Source organism: Streptomyces sp. Ag109_O5-10 (assembly GCF_900105755.1).
GTDB lineage: Bacteria > Actinomycetota > Actinomycetes > Streptomycetales > Streptomycetaceae > Streptomyces.
In genome coordinates this window covers 1,069,506-1,087,431 of sequence record NZ_FNTQ01000001.1, presented here as the reverse complement: position 1 = coordinate 1,087,431, position 17,926 = coordinate 1,069,506, and the positions used below count along the sequence as shown (strand labels likewise).

Below are 17,926 nucleotides of genomic sequence, written 5' to 3'. Positions count from 1 at the left end.
TCCTCGCCCTCTGGACCGGCGCCTGCCCCACCTGCCACCACGACATACCCACCCCAATACGAACCTGACCAAGCCCTACTAGGCCCAGATCTTCTCGCCGCGGCACGATCTGGACATCTACCGGCTGTGTCTCGACGTGCACACCAGGCTGCGCATGTTCCTCACTCGGTACGCCGAAGACCGTCCCTTGCTGGGGGATTCGCTCGAGAACTGGCTGTACCCGCTGGCGGCCATGTCCGCCTACACCCTCACACGGCTACGGCAGCCGTCGCCGCGGGACCTCCTCAACATCGATCTTGACCATCTCAGCGACGACTTGATGTTCCGAATGACAGGAACGCTGGAGCAGAACTTCAAGAGCGTCCTGCGTCGTAACAAGGCCGGCGGCGTCGACCGGATCGCCCGTACGGCCGACTTCACCACCAAGATCCGCCAAGCCGTCGTGTCTCAGAGCCGCTATCACATCGAGGGCTGAGCGTTCCGGCGATCCCCCCGCCCGCCGGTCATGATCCGAGCCGCGCATCTCGCACCTGTGCCCCCGGCGGAGGCCAAACCGGCCGGTGGGCTTCCTCGGGGACATGATGCCGTAGCTGAAGTCGTTGTCCTTGCCGATCACTGTTTCTGACGGAGCGTGGAGTGGTCGTCCTGGATCAGGTAGCGCGGGTCGATCGGCTTGTCGGGCTCAACCCGTTGAGCAGCGGGTCGGGGCTGTTTTTGGGCTCGGGCTATACGGCGACAGGTCTCGGGTTGACGTGTGCTGATTGCGCTGGCTTCGTTACCCTGTGTCGTGGGGAGTGTCGAGGTATGCGGGGGACAGGGATGACCACGGGGGATGCGGTGCGTCGAACAGATGCAGTGGAGCGGGGAATTGCGTCCGCCGATGCGCTCTTCTCCATGGAGGGCATCCCAGAAGGAGCCGTCGTACCGGAGCCGGAGGGTGAGGCGGCGACTGAGGCGGCGGTCGAGCGACTCGGCAGCCGGTTCGCGCGACTGGACGGTCAAGTACGGCACGCGCTGAGACGTACCCGAGACCACGCGGGGAATCTGTCGAGCGACCGTCTCCAGGGACTCTCGGAGATCGTGCAGAACGCCGAGGACCTCGGCGCCACGGACGTACGCATTCTGACGAGGGAACAGGAACTCATCGTCGCCCACAACGGCAGTCCCGTACGGTTGCCGGACGTTCTGGCCCTGGCGATGCCCTGGCTGACGAGCAAGGCAGAGCAGGCGGAATCCACCGGTAGGTTCGGGATCGGCCTGATGACCCTACAGTCCCTCTCCCCGCATCTGGAGGTTCACTGCGGGCATTACCGGTTCCGGGTCGGCGATCCTGACATCGCCGTGGCCAGGCCGTTCCCGTTGCCTGACTGGTTCGCGGGCGACGCCTGGACGGTTCTACGGGTTCCTCTGGAGCCGGGCGTGCTCGGCGCGGGCGAGGTGGACGCGTGGCTTGCCGAGTGGGGGGACAGCGCGCTGCTTTTCCTCGGCAGTGTCGGCAGCGTCACGCACCTGGACGAACAAGGTCGTGTCCGGCACCGGCTGGCGCTCGACCGTGAGACCGGCGAGCCGTTCAAGGCCGTGGTGGGCGGTCAGAGCGCCGACGTGGAGACCGGCGAGGCACGCGCCGGCGATGGGTCCCGGTGGCTGATCTGCCGTACGACCGTTCCCAGCCCCTCCGGGATCACCCGGTCTCACAAGGCGGTGGGGTCCACCACCGCAATCGCTGTGGCTCTTCCTCTCGGACCCGATGACGCCGGGCGGATCTACGCCGGTCTTCCGGTCGCGGACACCGCTCTGTCCCTCTGTATCAGCGCCCAGTTCGATCCGATCGCCAGCCGTCAGGCGCTCGACGACACCCCGTGGAACCGCGCACTGAATGAACTGGTGGGTGACCTGTGGACGGCCGCCGCCCTGTGGCAGTTCCGGTGGGATCCGGCACGGGCCTGGCGCGCCGTGCCGCTCCCCGACGACATGCGCGACTCCCGCGACCCGGTCGCCGCGCTGGAGCGACTACTCCTCGACCGTGCCAGGGCGGGCGTGTCCCACGGTCTCGTCCTGGACGTCCCGGGCTACGGGCCGCTCGGCCTGGATGATCTCGCGGTGGAGGACGAGACGCTGGTGGGCGTGGTCACCGAAGAAGAGATCTCCCGCGTCGCCGAGCGGACCGCCGTGCTGCCCAAGGTGGCGCGGGACGAGGACGGTCGATGGCGCGAGGTGCTGGCGGACTGGGAGAACCACGACAGTGCGGTTCCCGCGACGGTGGACCTTTACGACGCGCTACGCCTCCTCGACGACGAAACCCGGTCGCCGCAGGCGAACATCCGCCTCGCCGCGGTGGGACTTGCCTCGAATATCTACTCCTCCTTGCTGTCGAGCCGCTGGCTCGTGGACAGCTCAGGGAGCCGTCACCGTGTGCCCCGGCCCGCGGAGCCAGCGGTGTTCACCGACGCCCCGCGGGGCCTCGGCGCCAGTCTCGGATTCTCCCGGGAAATCCATCCGGCATTCCTCGCCGACACCGACGAGGCGCGGTCGGTGAGGACATGGCTCCGTACGCGGGAGGCGCTGCTGACCGACGCGGACGCGGTGGCCGTGATCCGGCGCCTCGCGGCCATCGGCGCGGCGGGGAGCAGCGGCCCGAACGTACTGCGGCTGACAGATGACCAGCTCATCGAACTGCGCGACGGATTCGCACGCGTGCCGGACCACGAGCGTGAGACCTTGGGGCGCGACGTGGGCCACGCAATCTGGCTGCAGGGGCATCGCTACGACCGCGCCGGAAAGCGTGAAGACATCGACGTCGCTCCCGCCCGGGCGTACCTACCCGCCCGACTGGACAGTTCGGAACGCGAGGAGAGCTTCGCCTTCGCCGCCGGTCGCACGGCCGGGCTGGTGTGGCTGCGGCCTCGGTACGCCGAGGTCCTGCAGCGCGGCGGCGCCGGGATGGGCGCCCGTAAGTTCCTGAGGCTCCTGGGCGCGGAGACCGCGCCCAGGTTGCGCAGGCACCCGGGGGCGCGGGAACGCTTCACGCAGAGCCCGAAGGGGCTGCCGGCGGAAGTCATTTCGGGACCTCGAGCACGCACTGATGCCCTGCGCGTTCTGGAAGCGACCTTCACGCTCGACGACTACGAAAGCCCCGACCTACGTGCCGTCGCCTCTGGCATAGCGGCGGAGCAGGACCCGCAGCTCCGCAGGCGCAGGGCGGCAGCGCTGTTTCACGTCCTCGGGCGGGCATGGAGCCGCTTCTCCGACCACGACGAGGTGGATGCCGTCTACGACTACTACGCATGGCAGAATCGAGGCAGAACCGCAGCTTTCTGGCTCTGGCAGTTGCGCGACACACCATGGCTGGACGCCGGTAACGGCGCACTGTCTGCCCCGGCTCGACTCCGCATGCGGACCACCGGCACGGTCGCGGTGTACGGGGCGGACGACGAGCGATTCCTCCATCCCGAGATCCAGCAACTGGTCGGCAGACGCAGTGATGTGCTGCGCGCCCTGGGCATTTCTGCAGAGGCCCGCACGGAGGACCTCGTGGAATGTCTGCGGCGCCTGCGCCGACGGGAGGAAGAGGGCGGCGACAGGGATGTGCCCGCGGCGCTGATCCTCTACCAAGCCCTGGCAGAGCGCGTCTTTGGCCGTGGCGAGAGAGCCTCGGGGGAGATGTCCCTGGGCTCGGTCCTTCGGGCATTCGGCGATGGGAGCGGCCTCGTCCTCACGGACTCCGGCTGGCGCCGGCCGAGCCAGTGCCTGCGCGGAGCGCCGCTCTTCGGTCCGCTCCGTGCGTTCGCTCCCACGTTTCCAGGCAGCGAGGAGTTCTGGCAGCGGCTCGCAGTGCGCCTGCCGACTGTGGACGACGCCACGGCCGTGATCAAGGAGCTGGCACAGCAGGACCGGAAGCAGGGTCGGGACGATCCGGACGGGACGACCCAGTCCATCGTCCTGGAGACCTTGAAGATGCTCGCCGCTCTGGGCCGTACTCATCCCGGCGCGTTGACGGCCAAGCGCCTGGGACGCCTCCCTCTTTGGACGAGCCAGGGCTGGCGAAGCAAGCGGCCCGTGTACGCCGTCGAAGACCCGGTTGTAGCCGAGGCGCTGGGCCGGGAACGTGCGGTGTGGTGCCCGGGAGCCGAATTGGAGCAGTTCCGGCCGTTGATCGGAGCCCTGCGCGTGAGCGAGCTCGCCGCAGAGCATGTCACCGTGTACAGCCCTGGCCCGGCCCTGGCGGACCCGGACGCCACAGCGCTGGTCCGGTCAGCCGTCACCCACCTCCGCGAGGACCTGCAGCGCAACGCCGCGAGCGTTGCGCAGTCCCTGGACTGCTCGTGGGACCAGCTGGCTGACCTGACTGTATGCATCGCCCCTCACCTGGCCTGCTGCCTCGATCTTCCGGACACGGGCGAGACGGTGCACGTGCCCGTGGACGCCGGGATCGACTGGTCCTCGGGCACGTTGTACGTGCGTGACACTGCCGCTCTGACACGCACATCCGGGGTGGGCCGGTCGATCGCCGCCCGGTTTCCGGGCAGCCGCCGCGAGGTGGCCCTCGCCTGGGGAGCAGCGTGTGACCAGGCCGAGAAGGGCCGTACGGCCGTACAACTGAGCCTTGCCGACGATCAGGTGCGGCGCGACCGGGAAGCGGCGGAGGCCGAACGCGAACGACGGCTCCGGGAACTCGGAAGCGAGGTGGACCAACGGCGTACCGCAACCAAGGCGCAGGCCGGCACGGCAGCCGGTACCTCACGCACGGCGGTGATCCTCCCGCTTGTCCCCGGCGGACCGCCGCCCGCGACGGGGCCGTCAGCCCCGCCTGCGGCTCCCGCCGCTCCACCGCGCAAGCTCGTCGACCCCGGCAGACTCCGGCTCGTCGACCCGAGCGGCATCATCACGCCACCGAGGTCCTCGGCCGCGGACGCGCCCACCGCACGGCCGAGCGGGTACACATCGGGAACGTCCGGCCTGCCGCAGCCCCGCGCCGGATCAGCGATCCCCCAACAGCACACGCCACCGCGCGCTTACACGAGCCTGGAGCAGGAAAAGGTGGCTCTGGACGTGGTGCGCAAGGCACTCGCCGCCGACGATGACTGGCTGCGCGACCTACGAGCCCAGCGTGGCCTCGGCGCCGACGCGGTGGACGCACTGTCGAGGTTCTACGAACTAAAGGCATACAAAGACACCGAGCCGGACACGGTGCTGCTGACGCCCGCGGAATTCCAGCGAGCAGTGGAGAGTGACGACTTCTTCCTCGTCGTCGTCTCCGGACTGGAGTCCGGGGCCGGCCCCGTCTCTGTACGCATCATCCCGCAGCCGCTCCAGCAGCTGACTTGCCGTCCGAGCAGCAGTGTGACGGTTACGGGCGTCAGAGGGGCGCACAGCCGGGTGTACCAACTCGAGGAGGATAGATAGGCAGCCAGCCGTGGTGCTCCTAGATGGGGCGCCGGAGGCGATCACATCCGCCAAGAGCCGCGTGTGCAGCCCGGCGACGGCTTGCGATCTGGTGTGTCGGCGCCCAGCCCTTGAATCGGAGATGGTGCTGTTGAACAGGGATTGACGGGCGATGGTTGCGAGCCCGGCGGACAGCCTGTTGCCCTTCGGACGAGCTAGCTCTCTGACGCCGTGGGCATTCAGTTTCTGTACTCTCGTCGCACGCCTCTAAGCCCACCACTCCGTAGGCATCTCCCGCACGAGGTAGCTCCACGGATCGTTCCGAAGAGCCGGTGGTGGGTTTTCCTCGTACAGCAGGCGAGAGACCTCCTGGCAGACGAACTGCGTGAGGCCACGGAGGGTCACCCGCAGGTGCTCCCAGCCATGCGTGTCCTCGACGACTTTCACGAACCGTTCTGGACGACGCGCATCGTCCGTGACGTGTGACAGGGCGTTCCGGCGCGCCCCGAAGCGGCTGAAGTGGTTGTTGAGCTGGGAGAAGACTGGCTGCGAGAGCAACGGCCGCGATTCCGCTAGCAGTTCCAGGAGTGCTCGGCCGCCATCCCCGGCCCCCGGTTTCAGTGCCTCTGCGATCCCGTAACCGCGCCAGTAAGTGGACGTCTGCATCATCTCGGGCCACGGCTCGGCCATGCCCTCCAGCGCAAGGACGTGGTTGACGAGCCCGAGGTACGCCGCGACGAGGTTATCGTCGTCAGGCATGCTCGCCGGAGCGACGGGTTCGACTGGGACGTCAGTCGAACTCAGGCTGACGACTGCGCCGAGAGTCCACCCGTATATGACCGGGTTGAGGACCGATGGCAGAGGCATTCTTAGATCTGGGATCTCGCTGACCGCACGCCTATGGACGTTCGCCCTGAGCGCCGAACTCAGCGTGTTGTCGTCGCCTGTGTTGCGAAGGCCGGCCAGTACCCAGGTAGCCAGGAGGGCATGCTCGGCACTCCCGACCGAGATGTTCCCGACGCCTTCCGCACCGGCCAGTTCCAGCTGCATCGCCCAGTACTCGTCGTAGGCGTCGGCAGCGGTACTCAGCCACGCGGGGGCGTACCCGATCTCGCTCAGCCGCTCTTCGATGTCGTCGTACCGCTGCTTGTCCGCGGCAAGCAACCGGTACAGCTCGGCGTAGACGAGGGGCGAAAGCGTGCAGCTCATGCGGTCCACAAGACGTGCTCCAATTGGTCCGCCAACCCCACGTCCGGCTCGACGTTTCCTTCGAACTCGAGGGCTTCTGCTGGGATCGGGAATCTCTCGATATCCGTCCTCCGCAAGGACGGAACCGTCACGCCCCGCAAGAACATGCGCCTCCTGGTCTGCCCCTCGCGCCCGTTCAGGAAGTGCGCGAGCGCAGGTCCTTGTGACTGGTCATGCAGCCGGAGGACGAAGACGCCCGGATCCGCGACGGCCGGGCGTTGCGCGACGGTGGCGTACGAGTACTCGCCCACGCGGGCGATGAGGAGGTCGCCCGGGGCGATGAGGGTGACGGTGGTGGACTGCGGCGCGGCCCATCGCCGGGTCGGACGGCCCCCGAGGACACTCACGTCCACGACCGGAAGCGTGCCCGGCAGTTCCGTCGGCACGTCGAAGCCGCGGGTTGAGCGGGACGGCTTCATCTCCCGTACGAAGGAACCGAGCGGTTCGCCGTCCTCCAGGAGCTCGGGACGAGGAGTGGCGAGCATGATCCCCCAGTCGTCCCGGAGCCGAAGGTCAGCCGTGACCCACCACGTCGACTCCGACGGCTCCTCCTCGCGATGCGTTCCCGCCTCGATCGAAGCCAGCACTCTGTCGAGCCGCTGGACCTCCACAAGGGGCGGCAGGGGCACGCCCATCTCCAGCAGATCCGGCGTCTTCACGGACGCCATAGTGGTACCTGTGGCCAGCGACGCCCGACGGGCCTGTCCCGCCCGCGAGTTCAACACGGCCCAGATCCACCGGGAAAACACCGGATCGAGAGGCCGGAGGGCTGTGAACCGGGATGAGAGGAGCGCACCGTTCAGCCGGTCGTCGACAAGAACGGCCGGCCCGGACGGCGAGGGCGGCACCAGGACATCACCACGCCGAAGGCCGCGCGTTCCGACGGTGAATGCCTTGCCCTGGTACTTGGTGCTCCGCCGCCGAATCGCCCCGGTCCGCGCCACCAGGGCGGCGGGCGTGATGACTGGGGAACCAGCGGTCGCGACACTCCCCGGTCGGACACTGGTAACGAGTGCACGCAATGGGACCACCGGCGCCGCTGTCGGCCAAGCGAAGGTGGAACCAACCAGGCGTCCTGGATCCCAGTCGGCCTCGCCCCGCAGATCAACTGTCAAGAAGCTGCTCATGACCGTCCTGCGGTACGTGGCCGGTCGTCTTCTGCGTCGACGAACTCCAGGACGGCATTCAGCCCGGGACCTTCCGGGCCGAGTTGCGTCTCCCAGTCCTCACCGAGATGGGCGACCAGCGTCTCCGCGGGCTCAGTGCGGTCGATGACGACGAGAACGGAACGGACACCGGTGCCTGTGATCGCTCCTGCCGGAAGACCGATAAGAGCGGCTACGTGGAAGTTCTCGGCCAGGAACCTCCTGTACGCCGCGTACCGGTCCGCGAAGGTGAACGAGTGAGCGATATGCAGGACAGCGCGTCCTCCGGGCTTCAGCGCCCGCACACACTTGTCCAGCGCTGCGACATTGCCGTCGGACGTGGTCGATCCGTCCAGGAGAAGGTGGCGGTCGGCCAGGGAGAGACCGACAGGCGGCGCCGTGACAACGACGTCGGCATCCGCGAGGTCCCTCTGGAAGGAGTCGCCCTTCTCGATCACCACGTGCCTCGGCGCGTCCCGACCGATCCCTGCCGCGAGTTCGGCGAGCTGTGCGTCGAACTCGTAGCCGATGAACTCCGCCGCGACGCCTTGCTCCGCAGCACGGTCCAAGGCCGTCCAGAGGAACGATCCGGTTCCGCAGAACGGATCCAAGACGGTGCCAGCCAGATGCTTCTCAACCAGCGCCGAAACGGCGGAGGCAACCACTCGGGGTGAGCTGAACTCTCGGTGCCTGCCACGAGAGGCGAACTCGGTCAACGCGTCCCGCTTCGCGCGCCAGAGTACGTCTGCCCGAACCGGCACGAACCCACCGTCGGGCAGTTCGATACCCGGCCTCCCATTTCGGGAAGACGTCAGGACGTCCCCGGAAGGAAAGTACCGGTCGGCTGAGACCCCGGAGTTGCGGAGACGGTCCGCCTCGAACCACAGACGTTGCACCAGGAGGGATGTAGCCAGCGACCTGTCGGTGACCAAGCCTTGCGAGCCGTGCTCGGGCGGAGTTGGGCCGTCGACCGGCTGCAAGGACCGGACACCACGGTCGGCCTTGAACCACTGCCCATTGATCACCGCGTAGTGCTCGAGCGTACCCAGCAGGTCCCGGCTGCCCGCCAGGGAGGGAAGGACGAGCTCGGGCTGCCGGAGCTTCTTGGTCTTGCACTCGACAACGGCCCACGGCACGAGTTCCCCGTCGGCATTCGACGCCCACGCCAATACATCCGGCCGAAAGTTCGACAAGTTTTCAAGCCGCGGCTCGACCTGCAGAATCGTGTAGCCGACGGCACGCATCGCGGCACGAACCTCGGCGATGTCGGACCTGTGATTCGGCATGGGGCTCCCCTCCCTTCTGCCGCCTTCCGCAACAAGGCAGCCCGGCAGGCTATCGCGTCTGATCACGCCCTGCCAACAGAGGCGCGACGTGTACGGAGGCCGGTCCGCGCCTTCGACTCGGGCACCAGTGTCGAGGTTGGGGCGCGATTGGACCGTGCGGCCCCGGAGACACGAGGTGACACTGGCGTTCGACCTGCACTCTTCCGGCCGGTACATGATTCACGCGGTGGAACTCGTCTGGACGGTCCGGTCAGGGTGGTGTGCTCAGTAGGTCGACCGTCCGCTTCAGTCGCTGGCAGAAGAGGGCGTCGATCGCCAAGCCGCTTCGGACCTTTTCAAGCGTCAAACGAGAGCAGGCGGCGGCCGTGCCCGCTTGCTCGAAACGGCCTCAGGCAGCGGAGGGGTGGCGCGCGATCAGTGCCCGCGCGAGATGTTCGGCGACTTCATCGGCTCCGGCCTGCAGGGCCGCCAGGGTGACGGACTCGTCGGGTTCGGTACGCAGGGCGAATGGCCGGCCGAAGCCAGCGAGACTGGCTGTGCGCCGTGACTGACGTGGGTCGAAGGTATCGATGCTGGTCATAGCGGGCTCCGACACGCCGGCAGCCACCACGATGCGGTCCTGCCTGATGATGTCCAACGAGCCAGTGAACTTGAGCAGTTCGGCGATCTGCTTGGGCAGGGCATTGGGATCGAGGATCGGCCCCATACTGTCCTGGGGAAGCAGGGCCCGGGTGGAGAGCTGGCCCGTCTTGTACAGGCGGACCTCTACGAGCTGGCCCGGACGGGGCGTGTCCCACGAACGGGGGCGGCTGGCCGGGACGGAGACGGCCATATGGTCCTGCGGTCGGGAAGAGCTGAGGGGGACATCGTCCTCGACCATACCGGTGAGGCGCACACGGCCCGGCAGCGAGTGGCCGAGCGCCTCCAGTTCCCTGGCCGAGTAGCCAGCAGAGTCCAGTGGTAGGACGTGCAGTTCCAGAAGGGTGGTCACGCCAGCGGTCTGCAGGCCGCCTGTACCCTCCTCGAGGGTCCAGTGCAGGGCGGGTGGCTGGGTCAGCTTGGCGAAGGCCAGGGGGGACGGGCCCGACTCCAGCTCCCGGATCTTCCCGGCGACCTTAGGGAGCAGGTCTGCGGCCGTGCGGAAGCTGTCGCGGAATACTCCGGTGGCGTACGCCTCCACTACGCGTACGAACTCGTGCTGACTGGGCTCGAAGGTCACGTTCAGCTTGCGATAGACGAGGCGGGGCAGACCTGCTTGCTGGGCTGCTACCCACTCGTCATGGGTGGCTGACTGCCCTGTCTCGGGGAACACGTGGCCGTAGTTCGGGCCTAGGAGGAAGAGGCACGCGTCGGCGGTCGACAGAGCTTTCAGGCAGGCTTCCCGGCTCGGCGTGGTCTGAGCTGAGAAGTCCTCGAACCGGACCGGGGTGTGACCGAGAGCGCGGACCAGCCCGTCAAGGGCGTCGCGCTCCTCCTCCAGACCCTTGCGGGCACTGCTGATGAAGATCCTCACGTTACGGTGTCTCCACTGCTGAGGGTTCTGCTGTGAGGTGAACCGGGTGGCTGGTGCCAGCATTCAACTGGGGGTTTGATGGCCGAGACATCGGAAGAGGCGATACGCGCCTATTGGAAGGAGCACCGCGAGCAACTGCGGCAGTGTGAGACCCAGCGCTCCACATTGACGAACCTCCTGCTCATCGTCACGGCAGCCCTGAGCGGTCTGATCGTCCAGCAGAAGTTCACGCTGAACGTCCTGCCTTTGTGCCTCTTCGTCGCGACGACTGGAGTCTACGGGGCTGTGGCGGTGGCCAAGTACTACGAGCGGGCCTCCTACCACCTCGCCCAGGCGCGGGCGTTGACCCAAGACCTGGCGGCCCGGGGCGTGCTGGGGTCCGATGAGGGGCTCGCCCGGGCACGCGCGGCGCACTACCGCGAGTTTCCCCGGCTGCACCGCATTCGGCTTCACCGCCTGTGGGTAGGGCTGCACCTCGCGATAGCCCTGTATGGGCTATCCCTCCTTCTCGTCTGTGTGATCGTCGCCTGACGACTCAGGGAGAAGGAGCACAACACACGTGCGGCGCTCTGGTGCGGTCATTTGCCGCCTGAACAGAGGCTGTCGCCCTGCCTGCCTGGATCCTGTGGTCCGCTCCGCTCCTTCGCGGCACCGCCAGGTTGTCTGCACAGCACTCCCTTGCTCTGAATCAGGGACCGCTCGCTAGTGCGGCCATCAGCCGCCGCCCCTCCGCGGCGCTTAGACTCTCACCGTGGTAGGAGAGGACGCCCACTTAGACACCGTTTCCTTTGGTGCTGCTGGGTCGTTGGGTGATTTGTGACAGACCTGGTTGAGCGGCTGGTTCCGGATGACTTGTGGGTGCTGTTCCGGCGAGTGGTGCCACCCATGGAGATCAAGCGTCCGCAGGGCGGTGGACGGCGTCGGGCGGGTGACCGCGAAACGCTGGCCGCCATCATCTTCGTAGCCAATTCAGGCTGTACGTGGCGGCAACTGCCGCCGGTCTTCGGCCCTGCATGGCCTACCGTCTACCGTCGCTTTGCCCAATGGAGTCGGGGGCGCGTCTGGGCCCGACTGCATCGCGTCCTCCTCGACGAGCTCGGTGCCCGAGGCGACCTGGACTGGTCGCGGTGCGCGATCGACTCCGTCAGCCTGAGGGCGTCAAAAGGGGGCTACTGACTGGACCGAATCCGACCGACCGTGGCAAGAGCGGATCGAAAATCCACCTGATCACCGACCGCAACGGCCTGCCCCTGTCGCTGGGCATCTCCGCCGCCAACACCCACGACAGCCTTGGACTCAAGCCGCTCGTGTGTGGCATCCCGCCGATTCGCTCCCGGCGCGGACCACGTCGACGACGGCCGGCGAAACTGCATGCCGACAAGGGATACGACTACGACCACCTGCGCAAATGGCTCCGACAGCGGGGCATTCGTCACCGCATCGCCCGCAAAGGGATTGAGTCCTCACACAGGCTCGGTCGACACCGCTGGGTGGTCGAGCGCACGGTGTCCTGGCTGGCCGGATGCCGCCGCCTACACCGTCGCTACGAGCGCAAGGCCGAGCACTTCCTGGCCTTCGTAGGCATCGCCGCTGCCTTGATCAGCCACCGCAGGCTGGCACGCTCGCCGGCCGCCTAGGCGAGGGCTCTGGCCAGACGGCGATAGCCCAGCTCCTGCGCGCCCAGAACCTGACGAAGCCTATCAAGGCCGCCAGCCTCCAACTCTCGCTGAGCGTCGATCTGACAGGCCCGTTCGTAGGACATCAGGCTGCCGCCAGGGTCAATCTCAAGGCCGATCGAACCCGGCCACAGGGCTGCGGTGCTTCGAGCAAGGGAGTGGATCTCTGGCAAACCGTAATGCTCATCAGGTTGCTCAAGCGCCTGCAAGATTCGCCCCATCAGCATGAAGCCGGCCTGGGTGAATGGTGCGGCACGGTCCACCGAGTAGCTGCTCTGAGCAGCATCCAGGCCGGACCGAGCATGTTGCAGTACATCCTGATCGAGCGTCCGACCTGGTGCGCCCCGCAGACCGGCCCGTAGACCTGCATCGGCAAGGTAGTACGGGTCAGCGAGTCCAGCCCGCTCAGCGAGGATGTACAGGGCCCCTCCGATCCGCAGTCCAGTCGAGCATGCCAGCGCCCGCGCCGACGTGCTGTCCAAGTCTCCGTGCATGATCGGACCAACCTCGCAGACATAGTGGATCAGGGCGGCCCCACCGTACTGCCACCATGAACCCGCACCCTGGCGTGACTACGGCCAAAGGAAACGGTGTCTTAAAGGGAATCTCGGGAGCGAAGAGAGCCAAGCTCTACCTCGAGGGCACGATGCGGATTTGTGGGGCCTTCGCGAACACGGACTCGGACGCCTGGGCGAGGAAACTGACACTCGCCTGGCCGGAGGGCGGACAGACCTTCTCCTTCGACCTGGGCGGGTCGATGCGGGGCGCCCCGTACCATGGCGACCAGTTCTGCGCGGAGGTCAAGCACTATCAGGGGCCGGCGGACCAGGGCACTCACTTCGTCGAGTTCCTCGCCAAGTGCTACGTCGCGCACCAGGAGAAGTACCTCTTCGGTGATCACTACATGTGGATCACCTGGGCCCCCTTCAATGTGAACAGTTGGTCGCAACTACACGAGCCGCAAAGGATCGAGTCCGCTGTCGTCCAACACCGGCAACGCATCTTCGGTGACGTCTCCGAGGACGAGGCCAGGAAGAGGATCGACGCGAACGCGGTCCAGAGCGTGTCCGAGCGTGTGTGGCGGATCGTCCTGTCAGAGAAGCAGGAGGGTTTGCTGCCCCTCACCGAGTGGCGGGCCATCCTGGCGCACGAGCTGACCCTAAAGGGGGAGTGGTGAACGCCGTCGCATCGTCGATCGCGGAGGCACTCGAGGCGGACGACCCGTACCGCTCGTTCGCCGAAATCAAACGAGTCCTCGAACAGCACCTTCGGCAGATCAATCCGCAGATCCGGACCAGGCGCACCGGATATTACAACCACACCCACATGCCGGACCTGGTCATGCGATGGCCGCACGACGACGACCTCAGCGACCGATACGTCTACCTGCGCAGCACGACGGACGCGGACGAGCTCGGGTTCGACATCAGGCGCCTTGCTCGCCAGGACCGGCCCATTATTCTGGCGCTCGGCGCTCTCCGCCCGTCCTTCGATGCCCGCGCCCTGGATTCGCTCGCGATCGACCACCACACCCTGGTCTTGGACTTGGCGGCTTTCGCGGAGCTGACCGCTGGCGAGTCGGCCGACGCTGCGTTGAGGCGTCTGATCGCGAACACCGTCATTGAAGGGGGCCAGGGCCTCCTTGACGAGCGCTCCGTGTCCCGGCTGGCCCGTGCCATGACGACCGGCGCGCAGGCAGCCCGCCGCGGTGAGCGTGAGGGGACTGAGGACGCGCTGGCGTTTGCCTCGGACACGCTGTCCCCACCGATCGCGCGCCGCCTGACGGCCTTCTTGGGTACCTTATGGCGCGCTAGTGGTGCAACGGTAGCCGCACTCGAACGCGTGCCCAAATATCCGCAGCAACTGGACGAGTCGTCGCTCGATTACCTCCTCGAAGGCCAGGAGATCCCTGATGGGAACTTCTGGAGCCGTATCGCCCGTGAGATCACTCTGACCGATCTGCTGCGACACGGCAGGATCACCGCCACCGACAATCTCCAGCACCTTATGCGCGCCGCGCTGAGCACATGGAACGCCCGGGTTTGCGGCGTAGCCCCTTCCTCTGTCGCCGCTCGCCGTGGCGCAGCCCCCCTGCACTGGACTACGGGCGAGGGAGTCCTGAGCTTCGACGCGCCCGGCTTCGTTCTCACGCTCGCACAGAAGGTCGAGCACCTGACATCGTCGGCGGCACGAGCGGCGTACGAACTGCCGGCCCTCGACGAGGTCGGCAATCGTCTGCCGCTCCTAGGGTTGAGCCTCAAGGCCATCACACTGGTCAACGGTGGTGGGAAGGTGGCGTACGAAGGAGAGGTGGGCGCTTTGCATGGGGACCGGCTCCGCCACCTCAGCGAATCCCTCGGACCAGGAACCCTGGTCAAGAATCTCGAAGCCCTACCGCCAAGTGGCGTACCGGTGAGGTACAACTTCTCCACCCGGACCGCCTCGGTGAAGCCGCCTCGCGGCAGTGTCCCCCTGCTGGAGCTCGTGAACACGTCCATCCGACTCTTCACGGATCTATCCCGCGCGGAGGAGGAACGCCTCGTCGAGGTGATCCCATCGGGCGGCCGCACCCTGCATGCCGGAATCGAGCACGACATGCCGGAGGCAGAGTCACCCGCCGACTGACCCGCGGTGGGTCCACTCCAGAGGACCAGCCTCAGTCCTACTGGGATTCCTCGGAACCGTCTTCGCTCGCTCCAGCGATCTTGCCGCCGACGAATACCACGCCCAGCCCGAGGGCGGCTGCACCGGCGGCTGCCACCACCTTCATCCCCGCCCCCAGAAACTGCTTGCTCTCGCTGTCCTTCTCGCCTACCCGCTGCACGTTTTGGTCGAGGCGGTCGTGAAGGGCCTCCCGTTGCGCCCAGCTGAGGTCGTCCCGACCGAGGTCGGACTGCAGAGCGTCCCGCTGGTCCTGCGAAGCCTTGTAGAAGTGGTTCTGACTGTTCTCGTTGGCTGCGAGAGTGGACTTGTGTGCCTCTGTGACCGCATCGATGTCGGCCTTGCCCAAGTCCTTGAAGGCGGGGAACTGCTCGATGAGCTTGAGCCGCACCTCGGTGGCCATCTCGGGCATCGCTGCCGCGAACTTGAGCACCTTGGCCTTGGACAGGCTCCGCCAGTTCGGGATACCCAACTTCCGCTTGAGCGCTGCTTCGTTCACGTAGCCCATTCCCTGACTCCGTCCGTCGTCCCGTGAGGCATCCTGGATAGTAGCGGTGCCCACCGACAAGCCCCTCTTCGACGTCCTCGGCCTGTTCGCCATGTCTCTGTGAGCCGTATTCGGGGGGCAGGTGCACCCACTGCGTCAGTCAACGGCACGACCTGACCGACGGTCGCATGGTCGGGACGGCACGACCGCAGGAATCAGCTCATCTCCGATGGCCGGTCAAGGTCGAGCACCGGGGCCGGCCCCAGGTCGAATCCGCAGATCTTCATCCCGGCGAACGAGGCATGATCCCCGTCCAAATGAAGCCACACGCGAGGCTCCTCGTCGTCGAGAATGACCTAGGCGGCGCCCGTTGCGCGGCCAGCTCCTCCATGACCGTCCACGGGACGGCGACGCCTTGCGCCCCGTTGCCTGTATGGGCTTGAGCAGGTCGACGCTGCCGTTGTCAGGGGAGACACCCCACAGCATGTTCGTGTCCAGGATGATCAAAATAGGCGGCTCCGTCCCCGGGTGGCGTGCAACAGGCGGGACAAGCCTCCCCGGTCCGGAGCGGCCCGTCAGCGAACTTCGATCACACTGCCCCTTCGACGGCGGGCCTCTCGTACGCACTGGGCGCGCCGACGCGACTCTAACGGCGTGAGCCTCCGTACCGGTGGAGTCGCTGCGTACTACGGGAAGCCATGATGTGCCAGAGTTCCGGTGCCGAACCGACGTAGGGCCGTGACGCTCATTTGACGCTCCGGGCTCCCGGCGGCCCTCATCCGGGACCCAAAATCATCTCTGACCTGCTGCTTTCCTGCCTGCGTCCAGGCCGACATCTTCCGATGACCCACCAGGTCGGTGTGCCGCGATTGAACCGGTCGCGAAGAGCTCCTGAACCGCGGTTGTGGGCGCACCATGCGCGGTGCGGGCGTTCAGTAGGTGGGACCGTAAGGGCTCCAGTGTCCGAGGAAGGGTTTCAGGTCGTCGGCTTGTGGCTTGGGAATGTCGGGCAGCCGGGGCGGTGTGTTCAATGGGTCGAGGCGCTCAACGGTGGCCGCTGCCCAGCTGATCCATTCCTCGGCGTCGGTTCTGGCCTGGCCCGGAGGCATGGCCTCGACTCGCGTGCGTACGGTGCTCACGTATTGGGTCAGTTGGGTGGCGTGGCGCCATGCCGATTCCTGGGCTTCTAGGTGCCTGACGCGGTACGCCTCGGCGTAGCGGATGCGGGCTTGTTCCATGGCGGCTTCCCAGCGGATGCGCTTCTGGCGTGCCGCTTCGGCCTCGTCCTGGCGTCTGCGTTCGGCGGCTTCGCCGCGGAGGGTGACCTCCTGTGCGATCTCGGCGAGCTGCTCTTCGAGGGCGCGGCCGGGAGCGTCGGCCCATTCGCTCGCCCGGTGTGGCTGGCCGCCGCTGAGGATGATACGGAGGCGTTCGGATGAGGTGTAGTCGAAGCGGGGGATTCTGACCCAGGAGTGCTTCTTGGCGTCGGCGAGTTCCTTCTCGGTGGCGACGTGCTCGGTCCGGTCCTGTTCCTGGAGTACGAGAAACCCCACGGGCTGGCCCTGTGCGGTGATGGTGAAGTGAGGATGTGCCCTGCGGCGGCGATGAGACGGGGGTGCGTAGCCGGTCTGCCCGGCTGAGCAGGTGTGTCCTTCGGCCTCGGCAGTGGTGATCAGTGCCTGGATGAGTCGGAGAGCGCGTCCTTGGACGGGCTTGGTCAGGCCGAGCGGCTGGCGTTCGTTCTGCATGGCCTGGACAACGGTGTGCGGCCGAGTGAGCCGCGAGGGCACGGGGACGGGGTCGAGGACTGCAAGGCGCCAGGCGGGGATGTCGACGAGCTTGATCTCGTACCCGTCGCGGCACCAGTTTCCGTACAGCTCCTTCGTCTCCGGGATCCTTCCGGATCTGCGTGCGGCGGCGACGCGGGACGGCCACTTCTCCAAGTCGGGACCGCTGCCGCTCTTGACGATCTTGCCGCCGGCCTCCGCGAGCTCCTGTAACAGCTGCTCCGTGAGCGTCACACGAGGATGTGAGGGAGGGCTTGGCTTCCGCTCGGTGGCCGGAGTTTCCTGCGCTCTGGTGGACTTAGGTCGTGGACCGGCGGCCTGGGTCTTCCGCGGGCGTGATCCGCGGGGAGGGTACGTGCCGTGCGCCAGGTAGTGCCGACCGACGCTTGTCAGGGCGACGCTCCACTGCCCGGCCTTCCGGGAGACCGTGACCAGGCCACGGTTGTGCAGTGCCTGGCAGGTGGTCTTGTAGGAGCTGGTCTCCCATACGCCGGCAGGGCACCCGGCTCCCACCCACTGCAACACCGACAGCTGCCGCTCACTGACCCGCCGTTCCAATGGCCCGCCTTCTACTCGAAGTGACGCACGACGGCGGCATGGTGCCAGTTCTTGGGGTAGGCGGCCGGCGCTTCGAGTCAATTCGCTCGGACGAGCGGGCTGACGTGGCTGCAAGCCAGTCAGACGGAGAAGAGTAGGTGGGCGCTTTCCTACGCAGGGGGTCTGACTCCTGAGATCTCTGAC

At 66.8% G+C, this 17,926-nt stretch carries 13 protein-coding genes; 6 read left to right on the top strand and 7 right to left on the bottom strand.

The window, feature by feature from the left end; all coding sequences use genetic code 11:
- Positions 1–136 precede the first annotated feature (136 nt).
- Both BLW82_RS05080 and BLW82_RS05075 read left to right on the top strand, forming a co-directional pair.
- Positions 137–475 carry a hypothetical protein gene (locus BLW82_RS05080; RefSeq protein ID WP_256215650.1) on the top strand — a complete coding sequence of 113 codons (339 nt, stop codon included), beginning with the start codon at positions 137–139 and terminating at the stop codon, positions 473–475.
- A gap of 605 nt (positions 476–1,080) precedes the next feature.
- Positions 1,081–5,403, top strand: coding sequence for a sacsin N-terminal ATP-binding-like domain-containing protein (locus BLW82_RS05075; protein WP_256215649.1), 4,323 nt, complete (start codon positions 1,081–1,083; stop codon positions 5,401–5,403).
- A 246-nt stretch (positions 5,404–5,649) separates the two neighbouring features.
- On the opposite strand, the gene BLW82_RS05070 is transcribed toward BLW82_RS05075, so the two are convergent.
- The 4 genes from BLW82_RS05070 to BLW82_RS05055 all read right to left on the bottom strand — a co-directional run bounded on the left by BLW82_RS05070 (position 5,650) and on the right by BLW82_RS05055 (position 10,574).
- On the bottom strand, positions 5,650–6,591 hold the full coding sequence (locus BLW82_RS05070) for a hypothetical protein (RefSeq protein ID WP_143063642.1): 942 nt from the start codon (positions 6,589–6,591) through the stop codon (positions 5,650–5,652).
- Positions 6,588–7,757: a restriction endonuclease subunit S domain-containing protein gene (locus BLW82_RS43850; RefSeq protein ID WP_143063641.1), complete on the bottom strand. Its 1,170-nt coding sequence runs from the start codon at positions 7,755–7,757 to the stop codon at positions 6,588–6,590. Before BLW82_RS43850 ends, BLW82_RS05070 begins: the two co-directional genes overlap by 4 nt.
- Positions 7,754–9,061 carry an HsdM family class I SAM-dependent methyltransferase gene (locus BLW82_RS05060; protein ID WP_177232840.1) on the bottom strand — a complete coding sequence of 436 codons (1,308 nt, stop codon included), beginning with the start codon at positions 9,059–9,061 and terminating at the stop codon, positions 7,754–7,756. The genes BLW82_RS43850 and BLW82_RS05060 overlap by 4 nt, the downstream gene beginning before the upstream one ends.
- A 388-nt stretch (positions 9,062–9,449) precedes the next feature.
- The gene (locus BLW82_RS05055) at positions 9,450–10,574 is read right to left on the bottom strand and encodes a DUF4062 domain-containing protein (protein ID WP_093497659.1); all 1,125 of its coding nucleotides are present in this window, start codon (positions 10,572–10,574) and stop codon (positions 9,450–9,452) included.
- A gap of 78 nt (positions 10,575–10,652) precedes the next feature.
- On the opposite strand from BLW82_RS05055, the gene BLW82_RS05050 reads away from it, so the two are divergent.
- Positions 10,653–11,105, top strand: coding sequence for a hypothetical protein (locus tag BLW82_RS05050; RefSeq protein ID WP_093497658.1), 453 nt, complete (start codon positions 10,653–10,655; stop codon positions 11,103–11,105).
- Positions 11,106–11,459: 354 nt separating this feature from the next.
- Positions 11,460–12,211 (top strand): IS5 family transposase gene (locus BLW82_RS05045; RefSeq protein ID WP_371131269.1). Its coding sequence is split into 2 segments (ribosomal slippage): positions 11,460–11,748 and positions 11,748–12,211, totalling 753 coding nucleotides; the frame shifts between segments, so codons are not numbered across the junction.
- On the opposite strand, the gene BLW82_RS43845 is transcribed toward BLW82_RS05045, so the two are convergent.
- Positions 12,208–12,732: a hypothetical protein gene (locus BLW82_RS43845; protein ID WP_143063620.1), complete on the bottom strand. Its 525-nt coding sequence runs from the start codon at positions 12,730–12,732 to the stop codon at positions 12,208–12,210. The genes BLW82_RS05045 and BLW82_RS43845 overlap by 4 nt on opposite strands.
- Positions 12,733–12,800: 68 nt before the next feature.
- Here BLW82_RS43845 and BLW82_RS05035 point away from each other — a divergent pair, with 68 nt between their 5' ends.
- Together BLW82_RS05035 and BLW82_RS05030 are read left to right on the top strand one after the other, a co-directional pair.
- The gene (locus tag BLW82_RS05035) at positions 12,801–13,427 is read left to right on the top strand and encodes a hypothetical protein (RefSeq protein ID WP_143063640.1); all 627 of its coding nucleotides are present in this window, start codon (positions 12,801–12,803) and stop codon (positions 13,425–13,427) included.
- Entirely contained in the window at positions 13,424–14,875 is a 1,452-nt protein-coding gene (locus tag BLW82_RS05030; RefSeq protein WP_143063639.1) for a hypothetical protein, read from the top strand. The genes BLW82_RS05035 and BLW82_RS05030 overlap by 4 nt, the downstream gene beginning before the upstream one ends.
- 37 nt (positions 14,876–14,912) lie before the next feature.
- Here BLW82_RS05030 and BLW82_RS05025 read toward each other — a convergent pair whose 3' ends face one another.
- Together BLW82_RS05025 and BLW82_RS45155 are read right to left on the bottom strand one after the other, a co-directional pair.
- Positions 14,913–15,419: a hypothetical protein gene (locus tag BLW82_RS05025; RefSeq protein ID WP_093497656.1), complete on the bottom strand. Its 507-nt coding sequence runs from the start codon at positions 15,417–15,419 to the stop codon at positions 14,913–14,915.
- Positions 15,420–16,330: 911 nt separating this feature from the next.
- On the bottom strand, positions 16,331–17,419 hold the full coding sequence (locus BLW82_RS45155; protein ID WP_256215648.1) for a hypothetical protein: 1,089 nt from the start codon (positions 17,417–17,419) through the stop codon (positions 16,331–16,333).
- Between the last annotated feature and the right edge of the window lie 507 nt (positions 17,420–17,926).